Source organism: Bradyrhizobium sp. AZCC 1588, from assembly GCF_036924735.1.
Taxonomy (GTDB): domain Bacteria; phylum Pseudomonadota; class Alphaproteobacteria; order Rhizobiales; family Xanthobacteraceae; genus Bradyrhizobium.
Window position 1 is genome coordinate 6,830,230 of sequence record NZ_JAZHSC010000001.1, and the last position, 24,904, is coordinate 6,855,133.

Consider the following 24,904-nt stretch of genomic DNA (forward strand, 5'->3'; position numbering starts at 1 on the left):
CTGCACCGGCGGACATCGTACCGACCCGAACGAGCAAGACATGCACCCTCTGTCGGCTTCAGCCGTCTGCCAGAGCCCTGCAATCATAGAAGAACTGACAGGCAATGCTCCTTCAGGCGAATCCGAAGAAGAACTGCGGAAGCTAACCGTTATCCGCAGTCCCTTGCACGGACGTCGTCAACCCCGCCGCTAACGGGATTTCGGGCCGCCCTGATAGCGCCAGGCCCGGTTGACACCCGTTGCAGGCGCCACAATGGGTGCGCCGCGGTCGTACGCAAATGCGGAGCTCACGCGGTCATGCGCGAAACCCGAGTATTGTCCGCTGCGCCTCGCCTCGTTCGGCCAGTAGCTCTTGTCCGTGATCGTCGAACCCGCCTGGGCGGTTGCGGACAGCGCTGCCAGCGGCAGTAACAACGAAATCGTGAAAAGGCTCTTCTTCAACACAGTCCGGCTCCATCGTTTAGAGAAAGCGCATCATGCGCGCCTCTAAAGATGAGTTCGGGAGCAAGCATCGGTTGGTTACAGACTCACGCTGACGTGAGGCAACCGGAAAACCGTGATCACCAGCGCAGCAGGCGAGGTCCCAAGACTGCGCCTACCACCGTGCAGAGCACAATCGTGCCGCCGTACCAGACAGCAATGAACGGTAGCGAATCATCTGTGCAGTGCAGGGCATAGGCCAGCGCGCTCACGCCGCCGGCAATGAGGCCAGTGAACGCGCCCGTGCGAGCGAGATTGGTCGGTGCGGCCTTTCGCACCGCCCATATAAGTACGGCAAAGGGCACAATCGCTATGATCGGTATAGACAAAAGGCATTCCAACCATTCATTGCCAAGAATCATCCTGTCCCAATGCGAACTGGGCGCGGAGCCAAGGCTGACGGCCGCGAGCAAAATGGCAGCCGCAAAGGGCATTATCGCCCAAAGTGAAGCCGTGTCGCGCTCCCCTCCGGGACGTGCCAGTCGGAGCAGATAGATTGACGCGGTCGCGACGATCGCAACCGCAAAGGCGACCTTTGCGACGAGAAAGCCGACGGCGCTAGTCGTCATGACGTCGGCACGTACGCCGAGCGACACCACTGTCAACCCGAGCGCCAGCACCGTGGCGACGACGAGAGCGACGCCGACCGATCGGCGGATCACACCCCGATCGGCCGGCTCGACATGCCTACTGAGCGCTGCGATCAGTTCATTGGTCTTCATGCTTTGACCTCGTTGGCAATCAGGTTCGCCAGTGCCTTGAGCCCGCGATGAATGCTGACCTTTACCGTTGGTTCCGAGAGCCGATATCTCTGTGCCGCTTCAGCTATGCTCAGCCCTTCCAATTTGACGGCCTCGATGGCGCACTGCATGTTCTTTGGCAGCTTCCCGATCAAGCGCCGGATGTCGTAGCTGTTTTCTGTGGCGACATGATCATCATGTGCCATGATGTCATCGGCTTCATCGATCGGTATGTCGGCGCGTGACGTCCGGGACCGGCGCAGGAAATCGATTAATTTGTAGCGCGCGATCGCATGCACCCATGGCGTTAATGGTTCCGCCGGGTCGTAGGTGTGTCGCTGAATGTGGATAGCCAGCAGCGCTTCCTGAACCAAATCCTCCGCTTCCGTCGCCCCCTTGCCGAAGCTTGCGAGCTTGCGCTTGTAATAAGACCGCAAATGGCGGCTGAGCCGCTCGAGCAGCGTGCGGTGGGACGCCGCCTCGCCACCCTGGCTGGCAAGCATCAAGGCCTTGAGTTCCGTCTCGGACGTCGTCATGCCTGCCTGCAATACCTAGTTCGCTTGCGCGACCGATTTGGTTACAGCGGCAAGCGAAGCCAGGGCAAAGTAGCCCGATTTGGGTGGGCAAGTTTGCGCCCGCTGATAGTTGTCCGGCAAGGAGAAAAGTCTTGCGGAACACTCGTCAGGCCCTAGGTCGGTGAGCACGGTCATCACTCCGCCGGCTCCGGCACCCGCACCGACTTCAACCGGTGCTCGACGCGGACCGGCGCCTGGCGGCCCTCATCATCCGAACGCAACCCAAAGCCCTTCACTAGCCCAAAGATCGCGGGGATGACGATAAGCGTCAGCAGCGTTGACGACATCATGCCGCCGATCATCGGCACCGCGATGCGCTGCATGATCTCCGAGCCTGTACCGGTGCTCCACATGATCGGCAATAAACCGGCCATGATGGCGACCACCGTCATCATCTTCGGGCGCACACGCTCGACCGCACCCTCCATGATCGCGTCGTAGAGGTCCTTGCGAGTCAACCGCCTCCCCTCAATATCCCGGAGGGTCTTTCTCTCCTGCAGAGCCTGATTGAGATAGATAAGCATAACCACGCCGGTCTCGGCAGCGACGCCAGCAAGCGCAATGAAGCCGACGGCAACCGCCACCGACAGGTTGAAGCCGAGCCACCACATCAGCCAGAGACCGCCGACGAGGGCGAACGGCAGCGAGAGCATGACGATCATGGTCTCGGTCACCGAGCGGAAATTGAGATAGAGCAGCAGGAAGATGATCAGAAGGGTCACCGGCACGACGATCTTGAGCCGCGCGGTCGCCCGTTCCAGATACTCATATTGCCCGCTCCAGACCACATAGTAGCCCGGCGGAAACTCGATGCTCGCCTGCACCGCGCGCTGCGCATCGGCGACGTAACCGCCAAGGTCGCGGTCGCGGATGTCGACATAGATGTAGGTCGCCAATTGCCCATTCTCGGTCCGGATCGAAGTCGGCCCGCGCGCCGACCCGACGTTGGCGACCTCGCCGAGCGGCACGGCCCCGCCTGCGGGCATCGGCACTAGAATATCGCTTGCTATCGCCTTCGGATTGTCGCGGAGATCGCGCGGGTAGCGCATGTTGACCGTGAAGCGCTGCCGGCCTTCCACCGTCGTGGTCACGGTCTGGCCGCCGAGGGCCGTCGCAATCGTGTCCTGAACGTCCTGCACCATGATGCCGTAGCGCGACAATGCCTCGCGGTTCGGTGTGATCTCGAGGTAGTAGCCGCCGAGGCCGCGCTCGGCGTAGGCCGACGACGTGCCAGGGACGGCTTTCAGCACCTGCTCGATCTGCTTGGCGAGCCTATCGATCCCGGCGAGATCGGTGCCGAGGACCTTGACCCCGATCGGGGTGCGGATGCCGGTCGAAAGCATGTCGATGCGCGCCTTGATTGGCATAGTCCAGGCGTTAGAGACGCCGGGGAATTGCAGGGCCTTGTCCATCTCGGCGATAAGGCTGTCGACCGTCACCCCTGCGCGCCACTGCTCTTTCGGCTTGAGATTGACCACGGTCTCGAACATTTCCGATGGCGCCGGGTCGGTGGCGGTCGCCGCGCGCCCGGCCTTGCCGTAAACCGAGGCGACTTCCGGGAACGAGCGGATGATCCGATCCTGGGTCTGCATCAGCTCGGCCGCTTTGGTCACCGAAATACCCGGTAGCGTCGTCGGCATGTAGAGCAGCGTACCCTCATTCAGGTTCGGCATAAACTCGGTGCCGAGCTGACGCGCGGGCCAGATAGAGGCAGCGAGCACGCCAAGCGCAAGCACGATCACGAGCGTCTTGGCGCGTAGCACGCCCTTGATCACCGGGCGATAAATCCAGATCAGGAAGCGGTTGATCGGGTTCTTGTGCTCAGGAACGATCTTGCCGCGCACGAAAATCACCATCAGCGCGGGCACCAGCGTCACGGACAGCAGGGCTGCCGCCGCCATGGCAAAGGTCTTGGTGAAGGCGAGCGGGCTGAACAGCCGGCCTTCCTGCGATTCCAGCGTGAAGATCGGCATGAACGACACGGTGATGATCAGGAGGCTGAAGAACAGCGCCGGCCCGACTTCCGACGCCGCGTCGATCAGGATCGTGATGCGCGAGCGGCCGGGTTCGGCGCGTTCGAGATGCTTGTGCGCGTTCTCGATCATGACGATCGCGGCGTCGATCATGGCACCGATCGCGATCGCGATGCCCCCGAGACTCATGATGTTGGAGCCGATCCCGAGCAGCTTCATCGCGCCGAACGCCATCAGCACGCCAACCGGCAGCATCAGGATGGCGACCAGCGCGCTGCGGACATGCAGCAGGAACACGATGCACACCAGCGCCACGACGATGCTCTCCTCGAAGAGAGTGTGCTTCAGCGTATCGATCGCCGAGTAGATCAGGTTCGAGCGGTCGTAGACCGGGACGATCTCGACCGATTTAGGCAGGCTGGTGGCGATCTCCTTGAAGCGGTTCTTGACGTTCTCGATGACATTGAGTGCATTCATACCGAAGCGCTGCAGCACGATGCCGCTCGCCACCTCTCCCTCGCCATTGAGCTCCGTGATGCCGCGCCGTTCGTCTGGCCCGAGCTCCAGGCGAGCGACGTCGCGCACCAGCACCGGCGTTCCGTTGTCGGTCTTCAGCACGATATTGCCGAGATCATTGATACTCTTGAGATAGCCCTTGCCGCGGATAACATATTCGAACTCCGACAGCTCGACCGTGCGCCTGCCGACATCTGCATTGCTGGCGCGGATCGCCTCGCGCATCCTCTGCATGGTGATGCCGCGGTCGCGCATCCGCTGCGGATCGAGGATGATGTTGTACTGCTTGGCGAAGCCGCCGACGCTTGCGACCTCCGCCACGCCTTCGGCCTTGGCGAGCGCGAACTTCAGATTCCAGTCCTGGATTGTTCTGGTGTCGGCAAGGTTCAATTCCTTGGACATCACGGCATATTGGTAAACCCAGCCGACGCCGGTCGCGTCCGGGCCAATCGTTGGTGTGACACCCGAGGGAAGCCGCGACGTGGCGCCGTTGAGGAATTCGAGTACGCGCGATCGCGCCCAATAGATGTCGGTGCCGTCCTCGAAGATGACGTAAACGAAGGAGACGCCGAAGAAGGAAAAGCCGCGCACCACCTTCGATTTCGGCACCGTCAGCATTGCCGTGGTCAGGGGATAGGTGACCTGGTCCTCGATCACTTGCGGCGCCTGACCGGGATATTCGGTGTAGACGATCACCTGTGTATCGGAGAGGTCGGGAATAGCGTCCAGCGGCAGATGGATTAGCGCGTAGATGCCGGCTGCGGCGGCAAAGCCGGTGCCGAACAACACCAGCAGCAGGTTGCGCGCCGACCATGCGATGAGGCGGGCGATCATGGCTTGGCTCCCGCCATCTTTTCGCCACCGGAAAGATCCGCGCTTTGCGAGCTGACGGCTTCACCAAAGCCTTTCAGCGCCGCCTTCAGATTGCTCTCGGCGTCGATCAGGAAGTTGGCCGACGTGACGATCGAATCGCCTTCGGCAACGCCATCGCGGATTTCGACGTAGCCGTCGCCCCGCCGTCCAAGTTTCACCTCGCGCGGCTCGAACCGCCCCTGCCCTTTTTCGACCAGCACCGCCTGGCGGCTGCCCGTGTCGAGGACCGAACTCTCGGCAACCGCAAGCACCGGCGCCTGAGTGCCGGTGTCGATCTCGGCGTCGACATACATGTCGGGGAGCAGCGCGAAATCGGCGTTCGGCAATTCGATCCGCACCCGTGCCGTTCGCGTTTCCTTGTTCACCTGCGGATAGATGACGCTGATCCTGCCGTCGAACTGACCGCCAGGATAACTGCGTACCCGCACGGTCACGGGCTGGCCGACGACGATGCTGCCGAGGTCGCGTTCGGCGACGTCCACGATCGCCCACACCAGCGAGACATCGGCGATGCGAAACAGCACGTCGCCCGGCTGGGCGCGCATGCCCTCGATCGCGTTGCGCTGGAGCACGATGCCCTCCCGCGGAGCCGACCAATGGACGGTGATCGGCACAGCTCGGCTTTTCTCAATCTCTGCGATCGCCGACTCCGGAACATCGAGGTTCATCAATCTCTGCCTGGAGCCGCGCCCGTATGTTTCGATGCTTGCGGTGGTCTTCGAGGTGATGGTTGTGAGATATTCGGCCGCCGCGGACGAGACAGCGGGGCTATAGATCTCCATCAATGGCTGTCCCTTGGCCACGCGACTGCCGGTCGTTACGTCGGCGACCTTTTGCACGTAGCTATCAGCGCGCATCGCGATCACTGAGATGCGGCGTTCATCGAGCTGGATCGTGCCAGGGGCGCGGACCAGCGCCCTGATCCGGCGCAGCTCGGCGGGTTCGGACTTGACGCCGGTACGCTGGATCTTGCCGGGCGAAAGCTTCACCGATCCGTCATCGCTGTTATCGCCTTCAAAGACGGGGATGTAGTCCATCCCCATCGAGTCCTTCTTCGGCACCGGCGATGTGTCCGGCAGGCCCATCGGATTGCGGTAATATTTGATCTTGCGATCGCCCTTGGCGTCGGCCGTCTTCATTTCCGTTGGCTGTTCGGGCTCGTCGAAGCTGACATCGGCGCCGGCAGGAACAGCACGATAGTCGCGGCCGTCAGCCGTCTTCTTTGGCGTCAGCGAATAGAACGGCTTGCCGTCCGGATCCTGGAAATAGATCGGGGCGCCCGCTTCCGCGGCGTGCGCATCCAATACGACGGAGTTGCCAATCAGCGGCGGTCGCAGCTCGCGACCGGCGATGAAAGCGGCGCCCACGGCTGCGACAATCGCAGCGGCGGTGCCGGCGAGGCTGAGGCGGCTCATTTGTCGGCCGTGAGAACGAGCTTGTTTTCAACGGTGCCGGTTTTGCCCTGCACCTTGGCGCCAAGCGAGAGCTGCCAGCGACCTTCCATGCTGAAGTTCGCCTTGAACCGGTAGGTCCCTGGGTCCGTACCCGGCATCGGCGTCACCTTCGTGGCCATCTCCTGCATGCCGTCGGGCGCCATGTCGAGCCGGGTTGCGAAGATCACCGCGTCAGGCACCGCCTTGCCGGTGATCTTGTCGACCAGCCGCACGGTGACAATGCGGTCGGCACCGGCCTGAACGGTCGGTTGCACGAGCTGGAATTCGTAGTTCTTGATGTCGGCACGCGCAGGGGTCGAGCCGATGGTGCCGGTGATGGCGACGAGAGTCAGCGCCGCCTGTACGGCGCGCCTAAAGTTCAACGATGACATGTTCCTGATCCTCGAATCCTGTTGTCCGCACGCGACACGTGCAGCCGATCCGCGCGAACGTGAGATCGCGCGGCAGCGAACCGGCGCGCAGCGCCGGTTAGACCAGGATTCGAGGAGGATGGTCCGGCGGCGAGCCGTCGTGCCCCGCCGGCAATGCGTCGCTGCCCAGCGGGACGACTGAAGCCAAGGTCCCTGCTTCTGTTTCCGCAACCGTAAACGTCGGCTGCGAGTACTTCATCATGCAGGTCGCAAGTAGACATTTTTGGCAATCGAACGCCGACGGCGCTTTCGGGCAGCATGGCATATCGCCCGCCACTTCCACCGATTCCGTCTTGGCCATCGCTTGGCCCGGCGCAGCCATCGACATTGACGAAAACGGCATCGCCAACGGTGAAAGGACGACTCCCACTGCGATAAAAAGCGCCAGCAAGCTGCGTATGATCAATCGGCGATTCATCGATGGCAGATTCTCATGATTCCCTACAGGAGGAAAGCGGATCGGTCCGTACTGGGCTTACGTTTGAGTGATCGTTTCAGGTTAACGTTGAGAATTACTTCCATAATCCCAAATTCGCTCCCTCCATCGCCACGGTAACAGGCTCACGCCAAAGTGAGCCAAGGACAGTTTCCGGGCGTATCGGACGAAAAAGCCGGGCAATTTCATAGCGAGCCAACGCTTAATGCCAAAAGGCTTCAATATCCCAGCTGGTTAACCGATCACGTCCACGCCGCGAAACCGCATGAAGGTTTTCCGGCCACTCGGGCCGAAAAGAACAACATCATATGGTTTCGGAGCGCTTCCCTCCATGCCAGGCGATCCGGCAGGCATACCCGGGACCGCCAGACCAGTGGCGGTCGGTCTCTCCTTTAGGAGACGCCGCACCGCTACCGCCGGAACGTGCCCTTCTAACACGTACCCATCAGCCTCCGCCGTATGGCAAGCCGCCAAATCCGCCGGCACACCCAACCGCGTCTTGATCGGCTGGAGGTCAGCGGTTTCAACCGCCGTAACAACAAACCCCGCGTCTTCGAGACGACGCACCCAGCCCGAGCAGCAAGTGCAATTTGGATCCTTATGAACCAGAATTCGTGGCGTGTCGGCCCAGGCTGGGTAGGCGGGCGACGCCAGGAACGCTGCCGCCAGACTCAAGGCACTTCGCCGTGTTACGAGCCGCATCGTCTCAGGCATCTGTGCCCTCCATAACTCATGACTTTGTGTTTGAACACGACTGGCGCACGCGCGAAGTAGCCACTTTCGTCTCTTCACTTTGCAGGAGCGATCGACTCCACGGTGTACGAACCGCCCGAGCCGCTGAGGGTGAACTCGATCTTATCGCCGGTCTTCACTTTGGAGAGATCAACCAACGGCGCGACAGCGAATTCCATCTTCATGGACGGCCACTTGATGGCCGGAATTGGCCCATGGTCGAGTGTCACTTTGTGATCGGCCGCGTTGAGTGCCATGACCGTTCCCGTCCCCTTGGCGGTGGTCGGCGCCATTTGCTTGGAACTTTCCATGCCGCGCATGTCCTTCATTCCCTGCGCAAGCGATGCGTCCGTGCGTAGCAGCGCGGTAGCCAGCCCAAGCAACAGTATCAGCGCCCCAAGCACTGCGCGCCGTGTCTGGAAGGCGTGACGGGAAACGAACATTAGTCCTCCTTTGCTTCCAGTTGAGACAATTGACCAACAAGGCTTGGCCAATGCGAAGCAGCAAGTCACAGTTCTTCTGCGAATGCACCACTTCGTTGTCTAGTTCGGAAACAGTGACAACTCGGTTACAAGATCACGGGATCGTGAACGCTTAACACGAGCGCCGCGATTGAAGCGCCCGACGTGAAACCTCGCTGCGCAACGAGCGATCAAGGCACGTCGTTGATCGCCTTCTTCCAACCGCGGAAGCGATAACCATGGCCTGTCACGGTTTCTATGGAAGCCGCGAAAGGCCCAAGCTTCTTACGCAGTGATCCGACCACGGCATCCACCTTGTTCGAACCCGCAACGGGCGTATTCCAGATTTCTGCAAGCATCTCGTCGCGGGTCACCACGCGTCCGCTCGCCTGGATCAGGGCTGACATCACAGCGTACTCCAGCGGCGTCGTCGGTCGGTGCTGACCATCCAAGACGATCTCGCGATTTGCCTCATCGAGCCGGCAGCTGGAAGACGGCGCCGATGATTTCGCCGCGGGTATCTCCTCGCCGGCCAGGAACGAGTGGATCGTATCCGCAATCGCGTCGCCATCAACCCACGGCAAATGTATGTCACCATCCAGTGTTATCAGGCGCGCGCCAGGTAACTCGGCAGCGAGCCGTTGGCCGGCCTCAAGCGGAATCGCACGGTCCTTACGGCGATGTATTACCAGCGCCTCGGCGCGGACGCTCGATAGGACATCTACAGCATTCATGTCACAGCTCAGGCGCAGCAATTGCGCCGCCTGTTCTGCATTTGCCCAGTAACGCTGATTTCGGGAAAACTCTTCTGAATCCTGAGACGACGCGCCAGGCAGGAAGATCGCCGTAAGCGCGACCGATCCAAGACCCCAATGCGCCGTCACGAGATTCGTAAGCGCATCTCGCAGATCCGGCGTTGCGATATCGGACCCGTTCGCATACGAGCCATAAAAGCACAAGCGACGGATGCGCTCCTGATGCGCTGCCGCATAGGAGAGCGCAACTGGTCCCGCGCATGACACCGCGAACAACGAGAACTGGCCATCGCCAAGCGCATCAGCGATCGTCGCGAGCAACTGCACTTCGTCCGCCTGCGTTCGCGGTGGAACCTCGCGGTCGCTCAAGCCGGTTCCCGGCCGGTCGTAGCGGACGACCCGAAAGCCCTCCGCGAGGCGAGTGAAAAAGCGGCGGAACGCCGGGTTTTCCCAATCCCGCTCGACATGACTGACCCACCATGCGGGGCAGAGAATGAGCGGCCCTTCACCGACTAGGGCATAGGCGACGCGGGCGCCATTTGCGTCCCGAATGAATCGAATGACCTGCACCGCCGGTATCGATCCTCCCAAGGGTCTCACTTAATTCTCACAGCAATTTCACTTCATTTTCAAGCCGTGCCCTCCGCCCGCCTATAGATTCCGGGAAGTTGGCGCGGCCGCCTCATCCGGGCTATCTTTTAGGCGATCGTCATCTCCATTGATGTTGGAGGCAATCTATGACCATGGACATGACAACGATGGGCGCCGGCATGATGCTGGCGATGGGCATGTATCACCTCGCCATTTTCGTCTTTGCTCTGCTTGGGATTGCGGCGTCGATCAAATACCTGCGCTCCTGATTTGTCAGGCTTGATGGTTCGGTATCGCGGGGATCGACGCGTGCGCCGGAGATAAACAACATGTTTGCGATTGATGCTGCTGCACGGCGCACTGCCGCCATCACGGTAACCGCAGGTCAGATGCTGCGGAGCAACCTAACTTCGTCCGGCACATTCCTCGTCGGCTCGCTGGCCGGTGCGGGACTGACCGTACAGGTCCACCAATGGTGGATCTCGTACTTGAACCTCTGCCTGTCCTCCACCGTTGGACTGCGCCACGTCAACGATGCGCAACCGGATCTGGTCCTTGCCTTCACCTTGTACCCGGTCACGACGTCGGCGGGACAAATCGCAGTGCTTGCTGTTGCGGTCGCCGTGCTCATTGGGTTTCTGCTTTGGACCAAGCGAGCGATGTCGGCCTCATTCTTTTTGGGCGCGCTTGCGGGTACGGGATTCGTCTTGAGCTTCGATATCGTCTGGGTCCATTGGATCTTTGGCCTCCACCACATTACGAACACACAAATGGACCTCGTCCTTGAGCCGCTGTTCGTCTTACTCGGACTCGCTTTCCTGTGGTTTGCGATGACACGAGAGCGCCGCCACACTCCAAGTAGCGCCGCTCAACCTAAGTGAGCTGTGTTGTTGGGGTCACCAGCGCAGCAACCTGGGGCCAAGCATTGCTCCCAGACCTGCGCAGATACCGATCGGGACGCCGTACCAAATCGCTATCACCGGAATCCAATGGTCCACACAAGGCAGCGCACAGGCCGTTGCGCCCAAGCCGCCCGCGACGAGTCCTGCTATCTCGCCGGCGAACGACTGGTCGGTCGGTGCCCCGAACCGGAGCGCGCAAACGAGAGCCACAAACGCCGGAATTGCAAGCAGCGGGATCGAAAGGAGACACGTGACCGAGTGTTCCTCGAAGATCATGTCAGGCCACTCAGTCACACGGACGGAAGCCAGCGCGGAGGCAGCGGCTGCGACGACCGCAACAAAGGGAGGGTAGATGAGTGCTGGGGAATTCCGCATATCTACGCGCGGGCGAGCCACCATTGGCAGAAAGGTTGCTGCCGTCGCGGCGACACCAGCTCCAAACAACAGTTTGATCACAAAAGCGTCTGGGTGTGGACGGCCGAGTAAATTGGGAACGGACCCGAACACCACGAACATAACTGAGAGCGTCGTGGCCGCGCCAATCGCCAACGCAATCAGTAGAGCTCGGCTGACGCTGCTTCGGTCGACCGGTTTCAGGTCTGCGACCAACAATTCGATCAATTGATCCGTGCGCATGGCTGTCGTTCTCAAGATCGCGATATCTGGCGGACTGGCATTAGTAATCTCCGGAATTGACCGCTGGGACTGGCTCGGCGTTCAGCTGCCGAGAAAGGGCGAGCGCCGCGTTCATGAACATCCATGAACCAGTCGCCTGGCTGCCGACGAACCTTGTTATGTGCCCGGTTTGATCACCCCCGAAAATCGAAGCGGCCTGGATACCGATGATGGCGTAGCCGTGTTCCTCTCGGACCAGCAGCGGCGCTCCGGAGGAACCCCGCCCTCCTGTGCAGTTGTGGATCAGCGTATCCCAAGCCAGATCGCGGACCGCACAGGCCGGATCGACGCTGAGAGCCTCCGCATCGCCGGTATCGTCGGAATAAGCGGGCAGCTGGAGCTGCAGTTCAGACAGACCCTGGGTCCCGATCGGGTGACGGCTGAGAGCAAAGGGTTTAACGCCTGACGGCGCCCGATCCAAAACCAATATCGCCCAATCTCTCGCCGCATCGCGGACAGTTTCGTGTCCTACGCTTTGCCTCGATCCGACCGCCCAGACGGTCGCATCAAACTTCGCATTGTCGTTTCCCGACCGGTAGCCAGGCTGAAATGAGAAACTGGACCGTCCGATCGTACCATCTCTCTCCATGATGCAGTGAGCAGCGGTCGCGATGATCCGCGGATCAAGGACAATCGCAGCCGTACATGTCATCGTGCCCTTGAATTTCCCAACCGCCGAGTATGGCGACAAGCGTGCATCGACAATCTGACGGTGACTCCCGTCGAGTAGCGGAACCGATGTCTTGTCGGCCGGAGCCGCGAATTGCAGGCTGACGCCTGAAGACAGCCCCAGCCACATGACTGGAAGCAGGATGACTAAGCATCCGAGCAAACTTTGTGCGGTAACCATCTCTTCCTCCCGCGCTGCGATCGCGCCGTGCCAACGAATGGTGTTGGAGGCTCGGCTTCAATTGCCGATCTGCGGTGCGCGCTTCGGGGATACCGGCGGGTCAGCGGCCGTGAATGCGTGGCGACCTGCTACGTCGTCCACGACGAGCACGTGCCGGCCGGAAAATCCGGCCTGACACGCACGGATCGGCGACGGCCGCAACAGCGGCCGTTCAGCTGAGCGAGATGCGCTTGGGGGGATGTGGATCCGGCGGAATGCCGTGATCCCGGAGGGCATCAAAAACGGATGTACCTGCTGACTGGGAAGGAAGCGGCGGTGTAACGAGTGCAAGAGGTCCGAGAATACTGGGCGCACCGCAATTTGCACCGCACGCGACACCGACGGCGCCACAGACTTTCCAGGAACAGCGGCGGCAATTCATCATCATGCGCTGTGTATCTTTCAAGACTGCGAATCGGACCGAGGCGGTAACTGCTACAGGCGGATCGCCCATGCGTTCACTCGGCCGCGCTGATCCCGGCAACGCAAATGCCAACGTCAATAACAGCACCGGGATCAGTCGTGCGATGATCTGCATGGCAGCACAATATTAGCCTATCTACGCCACAATATCAGAAAGAGCCGGCAAAGTACCATCGGCCTGTGCTCAGGCCTGAGCACGCTGCAGTGCACTGCGTCCGGCGAGGGAATACATCGACATAGCCCTGCCCTTTTCAATCCTCGACAGCTGCGGAACCCGTCCCGAGCAGCCAATGACGGGACTGGCGAAAGCCAGCCAGTCATCATGGCCACTCGCATGGCAATCATTGCAGCCCCTATGCCGGACCGGGAGGATTCGTTCGATGCGGCTGATCGATTTGAGCCGCGCGAGAAGGATATTCAAACAGTGCTACGGGCAGAAATGCTAGGCCGAATTCAAGCGGATGGGAACCAGACCAAGCTAGGATCCCGCGCGATGTCAGTCGATAAGTGCCCGGAAGCGGCCCGCTCCGGAACGAAATTGTCTCAACCGCAATTGATCGTCAGCAGCTGGCGCGGGATATGATCCCCGCTGGCATTTTGCCCGCAGATCATTATCTTGGTGACATGGTGATCGCTACCGTTCGCCGTATTTCTGCAGTAATCTTGGCGCTGGCCCTCGTGCTTGGTCCGGCGGGCGGCGGCTTGTACGCGTCCTTGGCCGGGGCCAAAGCGGCGGTCGTGACGATATCGGGCAATAGCCACTCACCCGGCAATTGCGACCATTGCGACGCCAAGGGAGGGCTCCCGGCTGGACTATGTTCTTCGGGTACATTTTGCAGCAGCCCTGCCATTACCCCGGTTGAGCATTTCGTACCTGAACAGCCGCTGGCCGCTGAGCCCGTATTGTACGAGCCCAATCACCTGTCGGGGCGCGCCCAAGCGCCCGACCCCTACCCTCCTAGATCCACCATCCTGAGCTGAGGCACGTCGCCGGCGAGCGGCGTGTACGGACATGCGCCTGGCGCATTGAGGCGTCGCGCGCGGACCCAAGGTGCAAGTGCATGCGGCTTCCGACCGCGTGTGCTTCGCCCCTAACCCACAGGATGGCTGCGAATGCCCACTATTTCCAGGCTGACACTAGATCGTCGATCATTCCTTGTCGGCAGCGCGAGCTTGGCTGCGGCACTCTCGTTGCCGCATGAAAGCGCCGGCGCCGTTGCACCGCCGAAACAATTCACGTTGTCAGCGGCACCGGGTCGCGTGTCGCTGGTCGGCGCGCCGTATCCCGAGACCGATGTGTGGTCGTACGACGGCAGTGTTCCAGGGCCGGAAATCCGGGTCCGCCAAGGCGAGCGCCTACGTATTGCGGTCAACAATCGGCTGTCGCAGGGCACGACCATCCACTGGCATGGCGTGCGGGTACCGAATGCTATGGACGGCGTGCCCCACCTCACCCAGGAGCCGATCCCCGCCGGCGACAGTTTCGTCTACGAATTCGATGTGCCTGATGCCGGCACCTACTGGTATCACCCGCATCATCATAGCGCTGAGCAGGTCGGCCGCGGTTTGTCTGGCGCGCTCATCGTCGAAGAGATCGAACCCATCCCGGTCGACCGCGACTTGGTCTGGGTGTTGGGCGACTGGCGACTGGCGCGCGACGCATCGATCGTCGACGATTTCGGCAATCGCATGGAAACGACCATGGCGGGGCGGATTGGCAACACCGTCACGATCAACGGTCGCGTTCCCGAAACTATCCGGGTTCGTTCCGGGGAGCGATTGCGGCTGCGTCTGATCAATGCCGCGCCCGCGCGAATTTTCGGACTCGAGTTCTCAGGCCATCGACCACTGATCGTTGCACTCGACGGTCAGCCAATCGAGCCACAGGAGCCACCAGGCGGACGTGTTGTCCTGGGACCTGCAATGCGCGCGGACCTCCTCCTCGACATGACTGGAAAACCGGGCGCGACCACGGCGGTGATCGACTCCTTCTACCGGGACCGCGCCTACAGGCTGGTCGACTTCGCTTACACCGACGAACCGCGCCTACGGGATCATCCGCTCGATGCGCCGTCTCGCATGCGCGCGAACACCATGCCAGAGCCGGATCTGGACAATGCCGAGAGGCACACCGCCACGCTGGAGGGCGGCATGATGAGTGGTCGCGGCATGATGATGGGGATGGGTGGAATGATGGGCATGGGCGGGATGGGATGGTCGATCAACGGGGTTTCTGCGATTGGCCACAACATGAGACCGATGCTGAGCCTTGCCCGCGGGCGCTCGTATATTTTCTCCGTCCGCAACGAAACCGCTTGGCACCATCCCGTCCACCTCCATGGTCATTCGTTTCGCGTGATTGCCCGCAACGGCAAGCCTACTCGCTATCGCGAGTGGCTGGACACCGTGCTCGTGCCGCCGCGCGAACAAGCCGACATTGCGTTCGTCGCCGACAACCCGGGCGACTGGATGTTCCACTGTCACATCCTCGATCATCAGGACGGGGGAATGATGGCAGTAATTCGCGTGGCCTGAGTGGAGGGATTGAAAATCGCCCGATGGGAGATGACGAAATGAACCGTCGAAACGTACTTGCAGCAATGTTCGCAATCACTGCGTCGGGCGCGGGCGCGGTCATAGTCAAGACCTTTGGTGCTGACCGAGCCGGCCTCCTTGCGCCCGAGGCTTTGTTCGGCACACCGGCTTCGGCACAGGATAAGACCAGGGCAACTCTCTACCGGAATCCGAACTGCGACTGCTGCCTGGAGTATGCCAAGTATCTTCGGACCAACGGATTCGATGTCACGATCGAGTCGAACCAAGATCTCGCGTTGGTCAGGAAGCGGTTGCGCGTCCCCGAAAAATTGGCGGGCTGCCACGTGATGGCCATCGATCGCTACGCGGTGGAAGGCCATGTTCCCGTGAAAACGCTCAACAAGCTGCTCACCGAGCATCCCGACATCATCGGCGTTTCGCTGCCGGGCATGCCAACCGGCACGCCGGGGATGACCGGCCCAAAGAGAGAACCTTTCACGATCTACGAAATCAACGATACCGCGCCGACCAAAGTCTTCGCGGTAGAATAACGGAGGCGCGATGGCCATGCTGTTATCAGCGACTGAATTCGAATTGATCCCTCAGCTCGCGCTGTGTCTCGTGACACTGGCCGGCATACTCGCTGTCTTTGTTGTCGTCAGCGGAATCTTCTTACTCGGCCGATATCTCTTCGAGAGCGGCCGTCATTGGCGATCGAAACGCTATGAGCGTTGAACCGATCATCACAACAAGCGGGGCCGCAACGGGAAACGCACCGCTGCGGAGCAGACGTTTCGCCTATATCGTTCCGCTCGCGGTCTTTATGGTACTTGCCATCATTCTCGCGTGGGGAATGTCGCGAAATCCCGGTGCGATTCCATCGGCCCTCATCGATAAGGCCGTGCCGCAATTCAGTTTGCCACCGGTCAAGGGGCGCACGATGGGTCTTTCCAGCAACGACCTCTCCGGCGAGGTGTCGCTCGTGAACGTATTCGCTTCATGGTGCGTCGCCTGCAGGGAAGAGCACCCGGTGTTCATGCAGATGAAGTCTGATGCCATCGTGCCAATTCATGGCCTCAACTACAAAGATCAGCCCGACAACGCCGCACGATGGCTCAACACCATGGGCGATCCCTATACCCGCACCGGCGCAGATATTAGCGGCCGAGTGGCGATCGATTGGGGAGTCTACGGTGTGCCCGAAACCTTTGTGATCACGAAGGACGGCCGCATTGCATACAAGCACATCGGAGCCGTGACGCCGAAGGTTGTCGACGAAACGCTCCTTCCGCTCATACGGAGGCTGCGGGAGCAATGACGCGTGTAACAAACATCGTGGCGCAATGCGTTCGCTTCTGCTTCGCGGCGGGGCTTGTTGTTGCCACCTCGACAGCAGATGCTGCGCAGGAAACCTCGAAAAAGTTCATCATGCATTCGGCTCCCAAGCCTGTCGCAGGGATCCAGTTCGAGGATAACAAAGGACAGTCGCGGAGCCTGGCTGACTTCCGCGGCAAGATCGTGCTCCTCAACATCTGGGCGACGTGGTGCGTCCCATGCCGCAAAGAGATGCCGGCCCTCGATCGTCTGCAGACGACGCTCGGAGGCGATGACTTCGAAGTTGTTCCCTTGTCCATCGACCGCGGCGGCATGGATGGGGTGCGTAAGTTTTATGCCGATGTCGGAATCCAGAAGCTCGGCATGTATCGAGACAATTCCGGCGGCGCAACACGGGAGCTCGGCGCCGTCGGTATTCCGACGACACTGCTGATCGATCGCGAAGGTCGCGAGATCGGCCGGCTGATCGGTCCGACTGAGTGGGACTCCCCCGAGATGATCGCATTCATCAGGTGCGTGATCTCCGGGCACGGTGCGGCACCGTTCTCGGCGGAAGCAACGCAAGCCGTGACACCGACTTGCCGGACATGAGGTTGACCTTACAGCCGGTGGAACGATTCACGACAGTTGACGACGGAGAAAACCCGATGACTCTACCACAATCCGGTACGACCGAGCGGCCGCTTGGACGCGATCTGGCTTACGCAGCGCGCTACTACCTTCGAAATCGATGGACGCTGGTGGCGCTGGCGAGCCTCGCTGTCGTCCTTGGCCTGTACTTCGGTGGCTGGGCATGGCTGGTGGCCGCCGGCCTCGCGCCGATCCTCCTGAGCACGCTGCCTTGCCTCATCATGTGCGGACTCGGCGTGTGCATGATGTGCCGCGGCCAAAAACAGCCAGCGGCCTCTCGTGACGCGGTGGACACGCCAACCTCAACCGCTCTCGACGGGCCCAGGACAAGCAGTTCGTCAGTGAGTGCAGCAAGCTGCTGTCACGACGGAGTCGTTGACACTCAACCTGCGCACTCGAATCCGGATCGATCAGAGGAAAGGAGCAATTCCCATGCGTAAACTCACCCTATTGGCCGCGTTCGCATCAATCCTTCTCGCGAGCGTCATGGTCGCACCGTCTCCTTATGCAGAAGCCGGGCAAGGTTCTTCCGGCTCGATGATGAGCAATGGAATGATGGGGGACACAGGGAGTGCCGGAGGAATGATGGGCATGATGAAAATGATGAAGCAGATGGATCGGATGATGGATCACTGCAACGGCATGATGAGTGACAGTCGTCCGAACGAGCAATGGCGCAAGAATGCTCCCGCCGAGCCGGAGAAGAAGGAATGATGAGCCGTGGAAACGCAGGGCCTGCCGGCTATCGGTTCAGGCAATGCATCACATTCGTGAGGAAAAGAATAAGATACTTCGCCAGGGTTAGTTCGGTCGCACTGGTGATGGCGTTGCTTTTCGACGCCGGAGCGGTCACCAGCATTTGGGCCAATGAGCAGGATGGCAGGGTGGTCGGCCTCGCCTATGATCCCGGTACAGATGCGCTCCTGAAAGCTTACGACCATGTCCTCTATCGAAGCACCGATCAGGGCAAGAGTTGGCAGAAGATTACAGTTGCGCCACTGAAAGACCGGAAAATTTCCAGCTTCGCCGTATCTCCGGCCGGCAAAGGCATCCTGTATGTCACCGGCGCCGGAGTTGGCGTGCTGCGGAGCGATGATGGCGGTAACACGTGGGTCGAACGCAACGAGGGGTTGGCAAGCCGAGATGTGATCGCGGTGGCCGCGCATACGACCCAGCCTGAGACCGCGTATGCGGTGCTTAAGGATAAGGGCGTCTACCGCAGCCAGGACGGCGGACACTCGTGGCGCCTCATGGATCGGACCTCTCAACAGGGTCTGCGCCAGCTGATCCACTCGAATATGGCCGGCAGCATGCAGACCGGCTGGCTATTCGCCGCGACCGCGAAGGGCGTTCGTCGTGTGATGGATTGCTTCTGCCTTTGGCAGACAGCGGGGACACTTGACGGGCAAGCTTACGCTGTCACTCACGATCCAAGAGAGCCAAAACACCTTTATGCAGCGACTGAAAAGGGACTGTTCAGCAGTCCGGACGGCGGAGAGAACTGGGTCCCGATCAAGTCTCCGAACTCAGAGATAGTCGCGCTTGCTTTTACGCGTTCCGGCGTCCTGTTCGCCATCAATGCGGACAGCGATCTGTACAACAGCACGAATGGGGGCGTTACATGGATAAAGGCAAATGCGTAAGCCTCTGGTGGCGATCATGATCGGCGTGGCTAGTTCAGCGGCAGTCGCTCGTTCGGCGACCGGGCCGCCACCGCTTGATCCAGATCTCGTGAGGAACGGTCATGAAGTATACCAGCAGCATTGCGCGTCGTGCCATGGCGTCAATGCTCAGGGTGCACCGAATTGGCAGAATCGCGATGAGCACGGGGAGCTGCCGGCGCCTCCACACAATGCGGAAGGCCACACCTGGCGGCACTCGGACGCCGAACTCTACATGATGGTGAGCAAGGGCTGGCGAGACCCGTTCAATAAAACCGAACGGCTGACGATGCCTGCTTTTGGCGACGTGCTGTCGCCGGACCAGATTCGTGCGGTGATCGCCTATTTGAAGACGCTGTGGTCGCCGGAGGAAATTCAATTTCAGTCGGAGGAAAGTCATGGGCACCCGTTTCCATCCGCTGGGAAATGACGTCGCGTGAGCCCGTAGTCCGGAGTTCGACAATGAAACTGACATCCAGACCAATAATCCTGGTCCCCTCGCTGGTTGCTGCGGCCGGCATTGCGGTCGCTGGCGTCTGGTTCGGGACGAGTATCCCTAGAACACCCACGTCACAGCCAGCCATCGTCGGCAAGGCGATCCGAACGGGTACTCCTGCAATTGGCGGGCCGTTCACGCTGGTATCCACCAATGGTGAACGCGTCACCGATCAAACCTTCCACGGGAAGTGGCTGCTGATTTTCTTTGGCTACACCTCTTGTCCCGACGTCTGTCCGACAGCGCTTGCCAACGTCAGTGCAGCTCTAGAGAAGTTCAGTCCGAGTCGGCTTCAACCGCTGTTCATTACGGTCGATCCGCAACGCGACACGCGTGAAGTCATGGCAAATTACCTGAAGTCTTTTGATGCGCGGATTGTTGGCCTGACAGGAACGCAGGCGCAGATCGACCAGGTGACCAAAGAATACCGCGTGTACGTTGCTCTGGATAAATCAGAGAAGAGTGGCGACGACTATCCCGTGTCGCACAGCGGGTACCTCTATCTGATGGACCCCAAGGGGACGTTTGTAAACGTTATCGAGGGCAAGGAGGATGGCGACGCCATTGCAGCCTGGCTGCGGAAGCAAATGACCAGCTCAACGCGGTGGAGGGACAGCTCATGAAACTGAGAGGCTATCTGACATCGATTCTGCTGCTGCTATTGCTTTCCGGCAGCTTCGCGCACTCACAAACAGCAGGTCAAAATTCGATCGCCATCGGGCGCGCCTGGTCACGCGCAACGCCGGCCGGTGCGAAAAACGGAGCCGTCTATGGAACGGTGATCAACAACGGGAATTTGAGCGACAGCCTTGTGGGCGCCGCAACGCCTGTTGGAGATCAGGTTCAATTCCACAGCGTTGCCGAAGAAAATGGCGTATCTCGCATGCGCGAAATGCCTACCGTTGACGTTCGACCTGGAGCAAAGGTCACGTTCAGTCCAGGAGGCATGCACATCATGATCGTCGGATTGAAGGAGCCTCTCAAGGAGGGGCAGAGCTTTCCAATGACCATGACCTTCGAGAAGGCGGGCACGATCGACGTGATGATCCCTGTCGCGAAGGTGGGCGCCATGCAAGGCCCCGCCATGGATTCCATGACGCATGGGGTTGGCGGACCAACGAAGAAGTGAGCGATGACTGAAGAGCAGGACATCTCGTCGAGAAATCTCACGCGCCGTCGAAACCTGCGCGTCGTTCTGCCGTCTGTCGCTGGCATCGGCATCATGCTTGGGCTTGTCGCATATTCGCTGTCCGAGACACCCCACGATGAATTCGACCAGCGTGTGCATGACTATTTGATGGCTCATCCCGAGGTTATCATGGAGTCTGTCAATCGGCTTGAGGCTCGTGCACGCGAGAAAGCAGAAAGAGACATCCAGAAGGTTCTCCAGGCTCGTGCAGACGAGGTCTTTCGTGACGCTGACAGTCCAACCAGTGGCAATCCCAATGGCGATGTCACTCTTGTCGAGTTCTTCGATTACAACTGCCCATACTGCCGCCAAGTGGCACCAGTGGTGACGAAGGCGGAGCAAGCCGATTCTCAGCTGCGTATCGTCTACAAGGAATTCCCCATCCTTGGGCCAAATTCAACGTTCGCTGCGAAGGCCGCCCTCGCCGCCCACAAACAAGGCAAGTACGTCGAATTCCACCGGGCGCTTTATCAGCTGCGGGGTGCGGTCGACGAAGGCAAGGCAATGGAGGCGGCAGCCGCGGTTGGCTTAGATGTCGAGCGCCTCAAGACGGACATGGAAGACTCCAAGATCCAGGCGTCCATCCAAAAAAATCTCGCACTTGCCCAGGCCCTTCGCATCAATGGCACGCCGGGCTTTGTAATCGGTGACCAAATCCTTCGCGGGGCGACCGACTTGAACACCTTACAGACATGGATTCGCACGGCACGGGAGCATCGGCAATAAATCCTGAACAGTTTGGGACAAGCATCGGACATGATGGAAATCTCAACGAGCGCGATAGCTGCTGCCTTTGCTGCTGGAACTATTTCGTTCCTGTCGCCCTGCGTATTGCCGCTGGTTCCGGCTTACGTTTCGTACATTGCAGGACAGTCGATTGCGGATCTGAGAGCGTCAGGCGCGATGGTTGCGCGGCTTCAGGCTATTGCGCTGAGCGCCTGCTTTGTTTTGGGTTTCACAACGATCTTCGTAATCCTGGGCGCCAGCGCGACCGCTCTTGGCGAGACACTCATCTCCTACAAACATGAGCTGGGCATCGTTGGCGGCGCGATCGTGATTGGTTTCGGCCTTTTCACGATCGGACTGCTGCGGCCTTGGTGGCTCAAGCGCGATGTCCGGCTTCCCTTCACAATTCCAGGAGGGCACCCAATTGCCGCCTATGCACTAGGTATGGCCTTCGCATTTGGCTGGACACCGTGTATCGGTCCGATGTTGGGAACAATCCTCACCGTCAGTGCAGCGTCAGCCACCGTGACCAAGGGGATCGCGTTCCTGGCCATTTATTCGCTGGGACTTGGCGTGCCGTTCCTGCTCGCGGCGGCGCTCACCGACGGTTTCTTGGCAAGGCTTAAATCAATCGGCCGCGTCGGCCGTATCCTGCAGCTGCTTGCCGGCGGAGTTATGGTTCTCATAGGTGTGACCATGGCCACGGGCTATCTCACCACATTTTCGTTCTGGCTGTTGGAGATGTTTCCGGTGCTATCGACGTTCGGATGAGTAGAACCAGGAGATCAGGGGCGGCGCGATCGAAGCCGGAGTGGGGTTCAGGCGGGGGTTGGGGGCTGTCGAGCGAGGGCGGCAAGCAGCACGTGCGAGATGCCGCCTGTGTGAAACGAAAGCAGTAGGAGTAGCTCCATGGCTCAATACGCACATACGGAAATGCTGGTCGAGACCTCCTGGGTCGCTGAGCACGGCAAGGATGCCGGCATGCGCCTGGTTGAGGTGGACGTCGATACCGCAGCTTACGATCAGGGTCACATCCCGGGCGCCATCGCGTGGAACTGGACCACGCAGCTTTGCGATACGAAGGAACGCGACATCATCCCGAAGGACGCCTTCGAGAAGCTGATGGCCGATTCCGGCATCAGCAACGACACGACAGTGATCCTCTATGGCGACAACAACAACTGGTTCGCAGCGTGGGCGGAGTGGCAGATGAAAATCTACGGACACAAGGATGTGCGTCTGATGAACGGCGGCCGAAAGAAGTGGGTTGCCGAGAACCGCGAACTCACGACCGAGGCGCCGGCCGTCAGCGGGGAAACCTATCGCGCCGAGAATCCGAATCTGTCGCTGAGGGCGTTTCTGCCGGAAGTCCAGCACGCACTTGAGACGCAGAGCCACGCCCTCGTGGACGTACGCAGCACGGACGAGTTCACCGGGAAGGTACTTTCGCCGCCGGGCTTGCCCGAAACCTGCCAGCGTGGCGGTCACATTCCGGGTGCACGGAGCATTCCCTGGGGAATGGCTTGCAACGACGACGGCACCTTCAAATCGGCAGACGAACTCGCGGCCCTTTATCGCGGCAAGGGCATCGTCGCGGACAGGCCAACAATCGCCTATTGCCGGATCGGCGAGCGCTCCAGCCACACGTGGTTCGTTCTCAAATACCTGCTGGGATACCCCGAGGTGAAGAATTACGACGGGTCATGGACGGAGTGGGGCAACATGGTCCGTGCTCCGGTTGAACGCGGTCCCGAGGCGACAACAGGACGGGCCGCATGAAGGTGATGAGGCTCGCCTCAGCGACGCCGCTGACTGGCCGAATGACGGGGGAGTAACCAGCATGCAACTGAACGGTCCCGAGAGGATCGATCACAGGAGAAGTGACATGAGCACTAAATCGGTTCTTTGGGCACTGATCGTTACCAGCGGCGTCATTCTCGCGATCGACGCCGCCGCCGCTCAGGGAATGCAGGACCGGATGGGAGCTGGCATGATGCATGACTCCGCCCGGCAGGGCCAGGACCGGGGGATGATGCAGGGTGGAATGGGCATGGGTCAGTGCATGATGCATGGCGGCATGGGCTCGGAGATGGGGCAGCAGATGGGCCGCGGCATGATGGGCTCAGGAATGATGGGCTCCGGCATGATGCGGGGCGGTATGAGATCCGGTATGGGCGCTCTGTTCGGATCACGGGTTACACCGGTTATGAATCTGTCGGTCGACGACGTTCGCGGGTACCTCGCCTCGCAGCTCGACCGTCTCAACAACAAGCGACTGAAGCTGGGAGATATCAAGAAAGAGGATGGGACGATCACCGCCGACGTCGTGACGGTCGACAATTCGCTTGTCCAGCGGCTGAAGGTCGACCCGCATACCGGAACAATTGACTACGAGAACTGAGCCGCGCTCCGGATGACAGAAAGATACGCGGAAGCAGGCATCCTGTAGCGGCAGGGGCGCCGGCGTTGCCGCCAACAGCAGCCGGGCATCGCCGCGGCTGACGACGTAGTCGATGCAGGGTGTGAGAAGCACGAACAGAACCGCCGACCGCAGTATCGTCAGGAACTGCATGAGCACCGCCGTGACCACCGACATGGCGAGGAAGTTCGTCGTGAGAAGAGCGCCGAGGAAGCGCGTAATAATTTGCGCGACCATAACCGCCGGAAGCATTCGGAATGCCTCCCCGAATTGAAGGCGAGCGGTAGAATCACCAGGGAGTTGCGCATTGCTGCGCTCATGCACATCGCACGGATATCGCTGGGCTCAAGGTCCGGATTGCGCGCCACGAGCCGCCGGGGCGATGATGGCAATCGAGGCTTCGCCTGATGTGCACCATGAAGCGTGTGAAATCGTAGAAAATCGTAGTTTGGCGTGCAAAATCGTACGATTAGTAGCGGGGAGCAACTCGAACCCCCGACAACATTTTTGTCCTCACCGCAATCCGCCGAGCTCGTTGCGATCGGCCGAACACAGAGCTCTGCTCGTGACGAGCACGATCGGCTCCTAAGCCGCACGCGAGTACCCTGCCCTTGCGTCCTAACTCTCTAGTCCGTCATATCACGGGCCAATTGATCGACACACATGCATCTGTGGGCTGAGAAGATCGGTGAGGGTTGTGAGATGTGTTCGATCTGCAGGATCGGATCATTACAAGTGTCGTCACCTCAATTGCACAAACAGTTGAGCAAGCGGAAATAGAACGAGCTAAGCAGATAGCCGCCGTGCAGCCGAAAGCTACAAAGCTACGATACGCATCGGCTCGTGTTTGCCAGCGCCCTTTGATCAAAAGGATGACATTACATCCTGTTTCGCTATGGAATGGTTTGGGTCCCTCGCTGAGCTTCCGATTGGCGCGCCCCCGAATCTCGCCAGCAATAGAGCTGCTGCGGGTTTGGCCGCCGTCCGAGCCTGGCCGCGGTCTTTTGAGGAAACGCTTTATCGTTGGG

28 protein-coding genes are annotated in these 24,904 nt (G+C 60.1%); 16 read left to right on the forward strand and 12 right to left on the reverse strand.

Annotated elements, in window-relative coordinates; genetic code table 11:
* Positions 1-189: 189 nt before the first annotated feature.
* The 10 genes from V1277_RS31895 to V1277_RS31940 all read right to left on the reverse strand — a co-directional run bounded on the left by V1277_RS31895 (position 190) and on the right by V1277_RS31940 (position 9,975).
* Entirely contained in the window at positions 190-444 is a 255-nt protein-coding gene (locus tag V1277_RS31895) for a hypothetical protein (protein ID WP_334419691.1), read from the reverse strand.
* Between the two features lie 116 nt (positions 445-560).
* Positions 561-1,202 carry a DUF1109 domain-containing protein gene (locus V1277_RS31900; protein WP_334419692.1) on the reverse strand — a complete coding sequence of 214 codons (642 nt, stop codon included), beginning with the start codon at positions 1,200-1,202 and terminating at the stop codon, positions 561-563.
* Entirely contained in the window at positions 1,199-1,756 is a 558-nt protein-coding gene (locus V1277_RS31905) for a sigma-70 family RNA polymerase sigma factor (RefSeq protein ID WP_334419693.1), read from the reverse strand. The genes V1277_RS31900 and V1277_RS31905 overlap by 4 nt, the downstream gene beginning before the upstream one ends.
* Before the next feature lie 173 nt (positions 1,757-1,929).
* Complete coding sequence (locus V1277_RS31910; RefSeq protein ID WP_334419694.1) at positions 1,930-5,118, reverse strand: efflux RND transporter permease subunit; 3,189 nt, start codon at positions 5,116-5,118, stop codon at positions 1,930-1,932.
* Positions 5,115-6,572 (reverse strand): efflux RND transporter periplasmic adaptor subunit, encoded by a 1,458-nt coding sequence (locus V1277_RS31915; protein ID WP_334419695.1) that lies wholly within the window; start codon positions 6,570-6,572, stop codon positions 5,115-5,117. The genes V1277_RS31910 and V1277_RS31915 overlap by 4 nt, the downstream gene beginning before the upstream one ends.
* Positions 6,569-6,982: a FixH family protein gene (locus V1277_RS31920; protein WP_334419696.1), complete on the reverse strand. Its 414-nt coding sequence runs from the start codon at positions 6,980-6,982 to the stop codon at positions 6,569-6,571. Before V1277_RS31920 ends, V1277_RS31915 begins: the two co-directional genes overlap by 4 nt.
* A 97-nt stretch (positions 6,983-7,079) precedes the next feature.
* Positions 7,080-7,439, reverse strand: a complete 360-nt coding sequence (locus tag V1277_RS31925) for a hypothetical protein (RefSeq protein ID WP_334419698.1) — start codon at positions 7,437-7,439, stop codon at positions 7,080-7,082.
* Between the two features lie 252 nt (positions 7,440-7,691).
* Entirely contained in the window at positions 7,692-8,171 is a 480-nt protein-coding gene (locus V1277_RS31930; protein ID WP_442894546.1) for a DUF411 domain-containing protein, read from the reverse strand.
* Between the two features lie 74 nt (positions 8,172-8,245).
* The gene (locus V1277_RS31935) at positions 8,246-8,632 is read right to left on the reverse strand and encodes a copper-binding protein (protein ID WP_334419700.1); all 387 of its coding nucleotides are present in this window, start codon (positions 8,630-8,632) and stop codon (positions 8,246-8,248) included.
* Between the two features lie 209 nt (positions 8,633-8,841).
* Positions 8,842-9,975 carry an alpha/beta fold hydrolase gene (locus V1277_RS31940; RefSeq protein ID WP_334419701.1) on the reverse strand — a complete coding sequence of 378 codons (1,134 nt, stop codon included), beginning with the start codon at positions 9,973-9,975 and terminating at the stop codon, positions 8,842-8,844.
* Positions 9,976-10,142: 167 nt separating this feature from the next.
* Here V1277_RS31940 and V1277_RS31945 point away from each other — a divergent pair, with 167 nt between their 5' ends.
* Both V1277_RS31945 and V1277_RS31950 read left to right on the forward strand, forming a co-directional pair.
* On the forward strand, positions 10,143-10,265 hold the full coding sequence (locus V1277_RS31945; RefSeq protein WP_334419702.1) for a hypothetical protein: 123 nt from the start codon (positions 10,143-10,145) through the stop codon (positions 10,263-10,265).
* Positions 10,266-10,325: 60 nt separating this feature from the next.
* Positions 10,326-10,877, forward strand: coding sequence for a hypothetical protein (locus tag V1277_RS31950; protein ID WP_334419703.1), 552 nt, complete (start codon positions 10,326-10,328; stop codon positions 10,875-10,877).
* 15 nt (positions 10,878-10,892) lie between these two features.
* On the opposite strand, the gene V1277_RS31955 is transcribed toward V1277_RS31950, so the two are convergent.
* Both V1277_RS31955 and V1277_RS31960 read right to left on the reverse strand, forming a co-directional pair.
* Positions 10,893-11,534, reverse strand: a complete 642-nt coding sequence (locus V1277_RS31955) for a DUF1109 domain-containing protein (protein ID WP_334419705.1) — start codon at positions 11,532-11,534, stop codon at positions 10,893-10,895.
* 40 nt (positions 11,535-11,574) lie between these two features.
* Entirely contained in the window at positions 11,575-12,423 is an 849-nt protein-coding gene (locus V1277_RS31960) for a trypsin-like serine peptidase (protein WP_334419707.1), read from the reverse strand.
* 796 nt (positions 12,424-13,219) lie between these two features.
* On the opposite strand from V1277_RS31960, the gene V1277_RS31965 reads away from it, so the two are divergent.
* The 14 genes from V1277_RS31965 (at position 13,220) to V1277_RS32030 (ending at position 23,858) form a co-directional block, all read left to right on the forward strand.
* Positions 13,220-13,468, forward strand: coding sequence for a hypothetical protein (locus V1277_RS31965; RefSeq protein ID WP_334419709.1), 249 nt, complete (start codon positions 13,220-13,222; stop codon positions 13,466-13,468).
* Positions 13,469-13,998: 530 nt separating this feature from the next.
* A complete protein-coding gene (locus V1277_RS31970) occupies positions 13,999-15,420 on the forward strand; it encodes a multicopper oxidase family protein (protein WP_334419712.1) in 1,422 nt (473 codons plus the stop codon).
* 38 nt (positions 15,421-15,458) lie between these two features.
* The gene (locus V1277_RS31975) at positions 15,459-15,971 is read left to right on the forward strand and encodes a DUF411 domain-containing protein (RefSeq protein WP_334419714.1); all 513 of its coding nucleotides are present in this window, start codon (positions 15,459-15,461) and stop codon (positions 15,969-15,971) included.
* 173 nt (positions 15,972-16,144) lie between these two features.
* On the forward strand, positions 16,145-16,738 hold the full coding sequence (locus tag V1277_RS31980) for a DsbE family thiol:disulfide interchange protein (RefSeq protein WP_334419716.1): 594 nt from the start codon (positions 16,145-16,147) through the stop codon (positions 16,736-16,738).
* Positions 16,735-17,346 (forward strand): TlpA family protein disulfide reductase, encoded by a 612-nt coding sequence (locus V1277_RS31985; RefSeq protein WP_334419718.1) that lies wholly within the window; start codon positions 16,735-16,737, stop codon positions 17,344-17,346. The genes V1277_RS31980 and V1277_RS31985 overlap by 4 nt, the downstream gene beginning before the upstream one ends.
* A 471-nt stretch (positions 17,347-17,817) precedes the next feature.
* Complete coding sequence (locus tag V1277_RS31990; protein ID WP_334419719.1) at positions 17,818-18,099, forward strand: hypothetical protein; 282 nt, start codon at positions 17,818-17,820, stop codon at positions 18,097-18,099.
* Positions 18,096-19,028: a WD40/YVTN/BNR-like repeat-containing protein gene (locus V1277_RS31995; protein WP_334419720.1), complete on the forward strand. Its 933-nt coding sequence runs from the start codon at positions 18,096-18,098 to the stop codon at positions 19,026-19,028. Before V1277_RS31990 ends, V1277_RS31995 begins: the two co-directional genes overlap by 4 nt.
* Complete coding sequence (locus V1277_RS32000; protein WP_334419721.1) at positions 19,021-19,476, forward strand: c-type cytochrome; 456 nt, start codon at positions 19,021-19,023, stop codon at positions 19,474-19,476. The genes V1277_RS31995 and V1277_RS32000 overlap by 8 nt, the downstream gene beginning before the upstream one ends.
* Positions 19,477-19,508: 32 nt before the next feature.
* On the forward strand, positions 19,509-20,165 hold the full coding sequence (locus V1277_RS32005) for an SCO family protein (protein ID WP_334419722.1): 657 nt from the start codon (positions 19,509-19,511) through the stop codon (positions 20,163-20,165).
* Positions 20,162-20,671 (forward strand): copper chaperone PCu(A)C, encoded by a 510-nt coding sequence (locus V1277_RS32010; protein WP_334419723.1) that lies wholly within the window; start codon positions 20,162-20,164, stop codon positions 20,669-20,671. The genes V1277_RS32005 and V1277_RS32010 overlap by 4 nt, the downstream gene beginning before the upstream one ends.
* Before the next feature lie 3 nt (positions 20,672-20,674).
* A complete protein-coding gene (locus V1277_RS32015; protein WP_334419724.1) occupies positions 20,675-21,457 on the forward strand; it encodes a DsbA family protein in 783 nt (260 codons plus the stop codon).
* A gap of 33 nt (positions 21,458-21,490) precedes the next feature.
* Positions 21,491-22,228, forward strand: a complete 738-nt coding sequence (locus tag V1277_RS32020) for a cytochrome c biogenesis CcdA family protein (RefSeq protein WP_334420510.1) — start codon at positions 21,491-21,493, stop codon at positions 22,226-22,228.
* A gap of 138 nt (positions 22,229-22,366) precedes the next feature.
* On the forward strand, positions 22,367-23,236 hold the full coding sequence (locus V1277_RS32025; protein ID WP_334419725.1) for a sulfurtransferase: 870 nt from the start codon (positions 22,367-22,369) through the stop codon (positions 23,234-23,236).
* Between the two features lie 106 nt (positions 23,237-23,342).
* Positions 23,343-23,858 carry a hypothetical protein gene (locus V1277_RS32030; protein WP_334419726.1) on the forward strand — a complete coding sequence of 172 codons (516 nt, stop codon included), beginning with the start codon at positions 23,343-23,345 and terminating at the stop codon, positions 23,856-23,858.
* Positions 23,859-24,904: the final 1,046 nt, after the last annotated feature.

Coding starts and splice junctions, on each gene's coding strand:
- V1277_RS31900 (WP_334419692.1), bottom strand. CDS start 1,202: ATGAAGACCAATGAACTGATCGCAGCGCTCAGTAGGCATGTCGAGCCG.
- V1277_RS31905 (WP_334419693.1), bottom strand. CDS start 1,756: ATGACGACGTCCGAGACGGAACTCAAGGCCTTGATGCTTGCCAGCCAG.
- V1277_RS31910 (WP_334419694.1), bottom strand. CDS start 5,118: ATGATCGCCCGCCTCATCGCATGGTCGGCGCGCAACCTGCTGCTGGTG.
- V1277_RS31915 (WP_334419695.1), bottom strand. CDS start 6,572: ATGAGCCGCCTCAGCCTCGCCGGCACCGCCGCTGCGATTGTCGCAGCC.
- V1277_RS31920 (WP_334419696.1), bottom strand. CDS start 6,982: ATGTCATCGTTGAACTTTAGGCGCGCCGTACAGGCGGCGCTGACTCTC.
- V1277_RS31925 (WP_334419698.1), bottom strand. CDS start 7,439: ATGAATCGCCGATTGATCATACGCAGCTTGCTGGCGCTTTTTATCGCA.
- V1277_RS31930 (WP_442894546.1), bottom strand. CDS start 8,171: ATGCCTGAGACGATGCGGCTCGTAACACGGCGAAGTGCCTTGAGTCTG.
- V1277_RS31935 (WP_334419700.1), bottom strand. CDS start 8,632: ATGTTCGTTTCCCGTCACGCCTTCCAGACACGGCGCGCAGTGCTTGGG.
- V1277_RS31945 (WP_334419702.1), top strand. CDS start 10,143: ATGACCATGGACATGACAACGATGGGCGCCGGCATGATGCTGGCGATG.
- V1277_RS31950 (WP_334419703.1), top strand. CDS start 10,326: ATGTTTGCGATTGATGCTGCTGCACGGCGCACTGCCGCCATCACGGTA.
- V1277_RS31955 (WP_334419705.1), bottom strand. CDS start 11,534: ATGCGCACGGATCAATTGATCGAATTGTTGGTCGCAGACCTGAAACCG.
- V1277_RS31960 (WP_334419707.1), bottom strand. CDS start 12,423: ATGGTTACCGCACAAAGTTTGCTCGGATGCTTAGTCATCCTGCTTCCA.
- V1277_RS31965 (WP_334419709.1), top strand. CDS start 13,220: ATGGCAATCATTGCAGCCCCTATGCCGGACCGGGAGGATTCGTTCGAT.
- V1277_RS31970 (WP_334419712.1), top strand. CDS start 13,999: ATGCCCACTATTTCCAGGCTGACACTAGATCGTCGATCATTCCTTGTC.
- V1277_RS31975 (WP_334419714.1), top strand. CDS start 15,459: ATGAACCGTCGAAACGTACTTGCAGCAATGTTCGCAATCACTGCGTCG.
- V1277_RS31980 (WP_334419716.1), top strand. CDS start 16,145: ATGAGCGTTGAACCGATCATCACAACAAGCGGGGCCGCAACGGGAAAC.
- V1277_RS31985 (WP_334419718.1), top strand. CDS start 16,735: ATGACGCGTGTAACAAACATCGTGGCGCAATGCGTTCGCTTCTGCTTC.
- V1277_RS31990 (WP_334419719.1), top strand. CDS start 17,818: ATGCGTAAACTCACCCTATTGGCCGCGTTCGCATCAATCCTTCTCGCG.
- V1277_RS31995 (WP_334419720.1), top strand. CDS start 18,096: ATGATGAGCCGTGGAAACGCAGGGCCTGCCGGCTATCGGTTCAGGCAA.
- V1277_RS32000 (WP_334419721.1), top strand. CDS start 19,021: ATGCGTAAGCCTCTGGTGGCGATCATGATCGGCGTGGCTAGTTCAGCG.
- V1277_RS32005 (WP_334419722.1), top strand. CDS start 19,509: ATGAAACTGACATCCAGACCAATAATCCTGGTCCCCTCGCTGGTTGCT.
- V1277_RS32010 (WP_334419723.1), top strand. CDS start 20,162: ATGAAACTGAGAGGCTATCTGACATCGATTCTGCTGCTGCTATTGCTT.
- V1277_RS32015 (WP_334419724.1), top strand. CDS start 20,675: ATGACTGAAGAGCAGGACATCTCGTCGAGAAATCTCACGCGCCGTCGA.
- V1277_RS32020 (WP_334420510.1), top strand. CDS start 21,491: ATGGAAATCTCAACGAGCGCGATAGCTGCTGCCTTTGCTGCTGGAACT.
- V1277_RS32025 (WP_334419725.1), top strand. CDS start 22,367: ATGGCTCAATACGCACATACGGAAATGCTGGTCGAGACCTCCTGGGTC.
- V1277_RS32030 (WP_334419726.1), top strand. CDS start 23,343: ATGAGCACTAAATCGGTTCTTTGGGCACTGATCGTTACCAGCGGCGTC.